The following is a 7,976-nucleotide window of genomic DNA, read 5'->3' as shown; positions in this document are numbered from 1 at the left end:
GAAAAAGCTTTGGAGTTCACTGATTATTTGTCTATTTTTGTTCATGGCTAAAGGACTATATTTGTTTTGTTTTCAACCACAATATAGTGATAATCAATGAATTATCAAACACTTTAGCCTTTTTTATTTTATATTTTATTCTCTTGCGAAACTTGAGTAAGGTCATTCTTGCCCTTTCCCTGTTCCTCTGGTGTTCCAATAACGCCTGTTAATAGATCATCCCTCAACGGCATTTCTACAACACTTTTGGCACTATGCCCCTTTGTCTTGGCCTGTTCAAATTTTAGGGTTTTATTCTGGTAATCAATATTGCTGTACCTCAACCCCACAACATCGCACCACCTTACACCCGTGAAAAGTGTAAATATAAAAGCCCGCCTTATATTGGGGTTCTCATTCCTAACGTGGGTTTGTATCAAGGCCTTCATTTCCTCGGTGCTTAATATATCCTTTGAAAAGCAATCATTTCTCTTACAAACAATATCGGCACACGGGTTCTTTGAAATTTGCCCGTCTTGTGCCACGTTCCTTACTATTTTCTTGAAACGTTCATAAGCGGTTGCCGCCCCGCTTCCTGTACTGTTGGCCTGTAGGTAGTCAACAAAGCCCTTAACTATCTTTTCATTAAACTGTTTCTGGGTAAGGTTGAAACGGTAATACTCATTAGGGTTTATATCGTGCTTTCCATTGATACCCTTGTGGCTGGCTTTCCATTGTGCATCAATTTTCTTTATCTCGGCTTCTGTACGTTTGACAGCACAAAGCGGGTAATATTGCCTTATGTACTCCTTAAACCTGTTTAATGCTAACCTAACGTTTCTAACATCTTTCTTTGTGTATGTGGCAAGGTAGTTTTCAAAACAGGCAATTACATTTTCATTCTTGGGTGCAACATTGTAGCCCATTGTCCCCGCCAACAATTCCTGTTCACGGGTGTTCCTTATCTGTTTTGCCTGTGTAAGTGTGTTGGTGTTGTGGGTTCTTTCCTCTGGGGTTCTCGGCTTGGCATACAGGTACAATTTCAATTCTTCCTTTTTCCTTGTGTGCTTAACCTCATACATAGGCGTTCCAGCCATTTTGCCCGTTGTGTAATACAGCGGGTTTCCCTGTTCATCGGTTCTTGGTGTTGAGGTTCTACCGAGGTAATATTCAAGATATAGGGCAATTTTGCCGCCTGTCAGTACACGTTCCCTTAATTTTGGGTTATCTTTCACCCCTGTTTTCATTCTTGTATTCCTTTGGTTTCCTTTATGTTACAAATATAGTAAATAATTCCTGTTGAGGTGTACTAAAAGTGTACTAATTTGCAAAACATTGGAAAATAAAAGAAAATACTTACCTTTACAATGTGCCCTGTAGGTGCTTCAAACCCTGTTTTTGCTTCTTTTGGCTTCCCTTAAAATCTGGGTTTTGTGCCCTTCGCCCGCACTTCACTCAAAAGACAGCTTATCGCTGTCTTTTTTCGTTCGTGCGGCCAAACGAAGCTCTTTGGAAAACAATATGACGCCCTTGCACTTACGATAGTAAGCAATCAGAAATCGGAGTGAAAACGAAAAATTTAATGCTTTCGCTATTTCAGCTCCTTGAATATCTGATAAAGGAATCTTGCGATTCTCAAGAAGCCCAGATCCGTGAGATGGCCGCCATCCACTGTACCTTCGCCGTCGCCATTGGCTGAAGAACCTTCCAGTTCGTTGTCTGGATTATTGCGGGGTCCTCTCATGTCAATGAAGTGGATATTGTCATAACCTTCTGCATTCAACTTGACTACCAGATCCTTGAAGAACCGGTTCTTTGCTTCTGTCTCGCTCTCCTCGTTGCTGCCAAGCCAATATGTAACATCGGCATAATTGCTCATAAGGAAAATCGGTGTGTCCCTGTGTGCGTTGGCAAGTGTCCTTACAAACACTTCCGAACTGTCCCTTACCATCTGCAGATAATTGTTGCCCAGGCAGTCCAGGATGTACGCTCCAGCATCTATCTTGTTCATTTCCTTTGCCATGATACTGTACATCTGGCCAAAGCCACTGAAGCCAAGATTTATGCATTCCCTCTTGAGCATACGGCTCAGTATGCTGGTATACACCATTGCAGGCCTGCTTGCGCAGCCCCCCTGTGTTCCGCTGTGTCCGAAGAACACCAGAGGTTTGGAGTATTTCCCTCCGAACGGATTGTTCCCCATCGTGGTAGGAAGTTCTATTGAAGCGCAGCTGTCCACTCCTATGGAAATTGAACTTACACCGTCGTAAAGTGGAAGAAAAATCACATAATCTCGCATCTGACCATCGATGTGGCTTCTGAAAAGGCCTTGGGATTCCTTGCCGTTAGGACGGGCGGTTCCCACATATTTCCACTCCCCCCTGTCGTAACCATAAAGGTCGCAGCCGCAGATGCCTGAAGGGGCCATATGGTTCATCCTGAAGTCGTTGATAAGAGTCCACCTGGCGCCTATGTTCTTTGAATCGGTTCTGAATCTAATACCTACTCCGGCATTGTTCTGAGCAAGATACCAGACCATGTCCCTCACCTTCCCTTCAAGTGAGGCCGAGAGCCTGCCATAGTAACCCACACAGTCCTCAAAGCCTTGGTTCACAAGAGGAAAAGCGTTTTCCTTAACATCATAATACTTCAGTTCAGCAGCTTTCTTCTGAGCAAAGGCATTGCTGTTTGCAAGCAGAAAAAGAACCGCTGCCAATGCCAGGAATGTTGATATATGACTTGTACGTTCCATAATTATTTTATTATAAGGCAAATACTTCTTGAATTCACTGAACAAGACTAACCCAGCAGCTCAACTATCTTCTCGAGATATTCCTTGTCAACGCTGTCAAAGGTGGCCAGTTCGTGGCTGTCTATGTCAAGGACTCCAAGGATTTCTTTCTTTTCTGAAGAACGCTTGAAAATCGGAACCACTATCTCACTTCGGGATTCGCTTGAGCAGGCAATATGCCCGGGGAATTTTTCAACATCTTCCACCACGATGGTTTCACCGGCCTTCCAGGCGCTTCCGCAGACACCTTTTCCATAACCTATCCTTGTACAGGCAAGAGGACTCTGATAAGGTCCCAGCACCAGCTGTCCTTCCTTCACAAGATAGAAGCCTGTCCACCAGAAGCCCATGGCAAAATGCAGAAGGGATGAAATGTTGGCCATATTGGCTATGAGGTCTGTTTCTCCATCTGCAAGTGAAGCTGCCTGCCTTGCCAGAAGTTCATATTGTTCGCGTTTGTTCATGCTCAAGAACTTGTTTTGAAAATGTCCGGGCAAATTTACATTAAAATTCATTAAATTTGCTTGGTTTAATACAATTGACCATCGCAGTAGAAAATAATAATAAAAAAATAATATGTACGATTCTCAGAAGGGACTCTATGTTGCCCACAGTTCAAACGGTCCTATAAGCATAATTGGTAGAATGGCTAACAGGCACGGCCTGATTGCAGGAGCAACCGGTACCGGAAAGACCGTGACCCTGCAGGTTCTTGCAGAGACTTTCTGTCAGGCAGGCGTTCCCTGCTTCATGGCGGATATGAAGGGAGACCTCTCCGGCATAAGCCAGAAGGGTGCTCTCAGCGGCTTCATCGAGAAAAGATGCAAGGAGTTCGGGCTGGAGAATCCTCAGTTCGATTCCTGCCCTGTACAGTTCTTCGATGTTTTCGGAGAGCAGGGACACCCTATGAGAACCACCATTTCAAATATGGGTCCTCAACTGCTCAGCCGCCTTATGGAGCTCAATGAAACACAAAGCGGTGTGCTGGAAATAGTGTTCAGGGTGGCCGATGACAGGAACCTTCTGCTGCTTGATCTCAAGGACCTGCGAGCAATGCTCAATTACGTAAGTGACCACGCCGCTGAATACAGGCAGAATTACGGCAATGTGAGTGCTTCATCCGTTGGGGCAATCCAAAGGGCCCTGCTCTCACTCGAGTCACAGGGTGCCGGGGTATTCTTCGGGGAACCGGCTTTTGACATCAACGATCTTTTCCGCACCAAGGGCGGCAAGGGTGTTATGAGCGTTCTTGCAGCGGACAAACTGATGCAGAACCCTAAATTGTATTCAAGCTTCCTTCTCTGGTTGATTTCTGACATATACGCCACACTGCCTGAAGTCGGGGACTGCGAGCTTCCGAAACTCGCATTCTTCTTTGACGAGGCACACACCCTGTTTAACGACACTCCTAAATCGCTGGTCGATAAGATTGAGCAGGTTGTCCGTCTTATCAGAAGCAAGGGTGTTGGCATATATTTCATAACGCAGAATCCCACAGATATTCCTGACAGCATTCTCGGCCAGCTCGGCAACCGCGTGCAGCATGCGCTCAGAGCATACACTCCAAAGGACCGGAAAGCCGTGAAGGCCGCTGCGGAAACATTCCGTTCCAATCCGGCGTTCGATACAACTGAGGCCATCATGAACCTTGAGACAGGCGAAGCCCTTGTATCATTCCTTGACCCTAAAGGTGCTCCTTCAATGGTTGAACGCGCACGCATACTCTTCCCCCTGAGCCAGATAGGTGCAATCAATGAAGTGCAGCGCAAGGAAATAGTGGAGTGGTCAGGACTTGGCGGCAAATACGACACTCCTATTGACCGCGAATCCGCATTCGAGATTCTTCTGGCAGACCAGGAGCGCGCTATGGCCGAACAGCAGGCAATGGACGAGCAGAAAGCCAACCAGGAGATTATACGCCAGCAGGAAGAGGTCAAGGAGCAGCCTTCAAAGGGCAGGAAAGTTGCCAAAAGCATAGGCGGAGCGGTACTTACAGCAGCCACCGGTGCAGTGCTCACCAGCGTTACTCGCAGTCTTGGAACAGCAGCCGCAAACGCGGTTACAGGCAAGAAGAGCAAGACAACTTCCGGCAAGGAGATAGCCAACAAGGCCATAACCAACGCCACATCCTCAGTCCTTCGCACACTCGCACGCAGCATACTTGGAAACCTTATCAAATAACTACATGCGCATAACACTTAAATACTTCACTTTGCAAGCACTTGCAATAGTGCTATCATCACTGGTTGCAGGATGCAACTCACAAAAAGCAGTTGAAAGCACTGATCTGCTTTCAGACGATACACAGCAACTGATAAACTGGATCTCCACCATAGGCTCTGACAGGTTCGGAGGCCGCAAGCCTATGACCCGTTTTGAAGACACTACCATCAATTACCTGGCCTCAGAGATGGAGAAAATTGGCCTCCAGCCTGCTTTCAACGGCAGCTGGTTCCAGGAAGTTGAAATGATTTCCTCCACAATCCACCCGGAAGGCAATTGCTTTTCCTTCTACAGCGATGGTTCCAGAACAGACCTGCAGTATCCCGATGATCTGATATTCTGGACAGCCAGAGCCACCGACAGAATTGATCTGAAAGACTGTGGCGTTGTCTTTGCAGGATTCGGCATTGAAGCACCGGAATACAACTGGAACGATTTTGAAGGAGTGGATGTCAAGGGCAAGATAGTGATTGCAATGGTGAATGACCCTGGATTCTATGACGTCTCGTTGTTCAAGGGCCGCAACATGACCTATTACGGACGCTACACATATAAATTCGATCAGGCTGAAAAGATGGGTGCCGCAGCCTGCCTCATCCTGCACAACACCGAAGCGGCAAGCTATACTTTCGATGTGCTTGTCCACGGACACATTGGCAGCAACTGCGCGCTGTTTGACAAGGAAAGCCGCAATATGAACTGTCTGGCACTGAAAGGCTGGATTAGCGAGGAAGGATGCTCCAAGCTTATGGCCGAGGCCGGGATTGATTTCAATGAAATGATTTCTGCGGCAAAGAAGCCGGGGTTCAAAGCCGTTGAGCTGAAGACAAAAGGCAGTCTGAGCGCTTCTGTTGAATATTCAACTGATGTCACACACAATGTGGCAGGCGTACTGCCAGGAACGGACCTCAAGGATGAGGCCATAGTATTCAGTGCTCACTGGGACCACTTCGGCTCAAGTGTTCCTGACAACAGCGGAGACAGCATATACAACGGAGCAGCCGACAACGGGTCTGGAATTGCCGCCATACTTCTTATTGCAAAGAAACTCAAGGAGCAGGCCATTCACCCACGCCGTTCACTTGTATTCCTCAGCCCTACGCTTGAAGAAAGCGGTCTGTTCGGAAGCCAATACTACTGTGAACACCCTGTATTCCCAATGAACAGGACAGCCGCCTGCATAAACTTCGACTGCATTGCCCCGGCTCCTCTCACAAAGGACATTTCGTTCCTTGGAGGCGGTGAAAGCAATCTTGATTACTTTGTAATGGCTTCTGCGGCCGCTCAAGGGAGGTCAGTATTCTTTGATGATGACAACTCCGACGGTTGGTATTACCGTTCGGACCATTACAATTTCGTCAAGAAGGGAGTACCTGCGCTCGTTATGGAAAACGGCAGGGAACTTGTTGATCCGGGCAAGCCGAACAAGTACCCTCAGAAAGACTGGTATCATCAGCCAAGCGATGAATACAAGGAGGACTGGGATATGAGCGGAACCATTGCCAATATCAATGTAATGATAGGCGCGGCATCGGCAATTGCAAATATGAATGAAATGCCGGAATGGAATCCTGACTCCCCGTATGCAAGAAAAGAGAGCGCCGGTGATGAAACCAAGCACCCTTCATTCTTCCGTGACAAGTGGACAAAACTCAAGAAACATCTGCACTAATCGGCGGAAACAGCTTTGACATTGTATGTATGCCGGATTTTGCCCTTCTGGTCAAATATCCTGATTGATATGCTATTATCAATAATCTGAACCTCAAGTCTGGAATTATTGTCGTTCACTACAATAGGGAACATGTTTCCCATTGAGCCTCTGTGCACATACAGATGAACGTGCAGATCGCCGCTGATCATCAGATCCACGCCCGACTCGTTCAGAACAGGAACAACAGTGCTGTTCATCCAGGAATAAACCTCTCTCTCTCCTGGCATATTGTTCTCGATCATTGGCACATGAAGCATGCATATACGTACCTTGGCATTTTTCCATTCCGGACTTTCCATAGCCTTCTTCGCCCATTTCACCTGCTCCATTATATACTTGTCATAAATGTTCCTTTCGGCAAGATGAAGTGAATTCTTCACACCTGTTTCACCGGCATCCAGAACGAGGAAAGCAGCCGGTCCCTCACGGAACATATAAGTATATGGCATTTCTCCGCTGTTAGGATATACCTGCTCGAGCAATCGTACACCGCTGCCTCTTCCTTCGTGATTTCCACGGGCGAACATGACAGGAAGAACAGGTGAAATACCATTGATAGGTCCTATTTCATAGTTCACAAGTGTATCAATGCAATAATGACCATTGCTAATGATATCTCCATTAAGGAAAAGGAAATCGGTACTGTCAACAGGGATCTGTGATGCAAGTTGTGAATACTTCTGCTTGTTCATGTGCATATCGTTCATCACAGAGAACCTGCAGGAGTTTCTGCTGCTATTGAAAAGCCTCAGGTTGTATGGGCCATCTACAGTTTCAGGGCCGTATTCAGGCCTTCGAGGATCAACGTTATTTGTCAATGCTTTGTTGATGACTTTATAATCAACACTCGAACATGAATACAAACCTGAAACATAAATACTATGGAACTTGCTCGCAACACGTCTTCCACAATACTCATCATAGAATCTTGTGCCATCAGAAATTTCCACACATGCAACAGTCTCCTCGTCTGTAGTCCATAGAACAGAAAAACCGTTCTCACTTACATTTGTAATCCACGGCCCAATGGCCATCAAAAAACAACAAAACCAATTCATATCAGAATTATTAAAGCACAAATTTAAGGAATACACGGCACAAAAAAAAGGAGCCCGGAATTTCTTCTGGGCTCCTGAAAGCTGGCAACTACCTACTCTTCCACATCGGATGCAGTACCATCGGCACAAGCGGGCTTAACTTCTCTGTTCGGAATGGGAAGAGGTGGATCCCCGCCGTTCTTGTCACCTTTGTATCGCCACCGGAAAGGGG

General features: G+C 46.5%; 6 protein-coding genes and 1 rRNA gene. 2 read left to right on the top strand and 5 right to left on the bottom strand.

Annotated features, from left to right (window positions below; translation table 11 throughout):
• Positions 1-128: 128 nt before the first annotated feature.
• From AC06L3_RS07785 to AC06L3_RS07775, 3 genes are all read right to left on the bottom strand, one after another.
• Positions 129-1,226, bottom strand: coding sequence for a site-specific integrase (locus AC06L3_RS07785; protein WP_475670053.1), 1,098 nt, complete (start codon positions 1,224-1,226; stop codon positions 129-131).
• A 344-nt stretch (positions 1,227-1,570) separates the two neighbouring features.
• Complete coding sequence (locus AC06L3_RS07780; RefSeq protein ID WP_475670052.1) at positions 1,571-2,731, bottom strand: SGNH/GDSL hydrolase family protein; 1,161 nt, start codon at positions 2,729-2,731, stop codon at positions 1,571-1,573.
• A 47-nt stretch (positions 2,732-2,778) separates the two neighbouring features.
• A complete protein-coding gene (locus tag AC06L3_RS07775; protein WP_475670051.1) occupies positions 2,779-3,234 on the bottom strand; it encodes a GAF domain-containing protein in 456 nt (151 codons plus the stop codon).
• Positions 3,235-3,346: 112 nt separating this feature from the next.
• Here AC06L3_RS07775 and AC06L3_RS07770 point away from each other — a divergent pair, with 112 nt between their 5' ends.
• Both AC06L3_RS07770 and AC06L3_RS07765 read left to right on the top strand, forming a co-directional pair.
• Positions 3,347-4,951 (top strand): helicase HerA-like domain-containing protein, encoded by a 1,605-nt coding sequence (locus AC06L3_RS07770; protein WP_475670050.1) that lies wholly within the window; start codon positions 3,347-3,349, stop codon positions 4,949-4,951.
• A gap of 4 nt (positions 4,952-4,955) precedes the next feature.
• Positions 4,956-6,665: a M28 family peptidase gene (locus tag AC06L3_RS07765; protein WP_475670049.1), complete on the top strand. Its 1,710-nt coding sequence runs from the start codon at positions 4,956-4,958 to the stop codon at positions 6,663-6,665.
• On the opposite strand, the gene AC06L3_RS07760 is transcribed toward AC06L3_RS07765, so the two are convergent.
• Together AC06L3_RS07760 and rrf are read right to left on the bottom strand one after the other, a co-directional pair.
• Positions 6,662-7,765 (bottom strand): metallophosphoesterase family protein, encoded by a 1,104-nt coding sequence (locus tag AC06L3_RS07760; RefSeq protein WP_475670048.1) that lies wholly within the window; start codon positions 7,763-7,765, stop codon positions 6,662-6,664. The two genes, AC06L3_RS07765 and AC06L3_RS07760, sit on opposite strands and share 4 nt — an antisense overlap.
• A gap of 79 nt (positions 7,766-7,844) precedes the next feature.
• Positions 7,845-7,956: ribosomal RNA gene (rrf, locus tag AC06L3_RS07755) — 5S ribosomal RNA — on the bottom strand.
• Positions 7,957-7,976 lie beyond the last annotated feature (20 nt).

Source organism: Candidatus Egerieousia sp. (assembly GCF_056211015.1).
The sequence above is the reverse complement of the archived record's forward strand: the minus strand, read 5'-3'. Positions and strand labels throughout refer to the sequence as shown.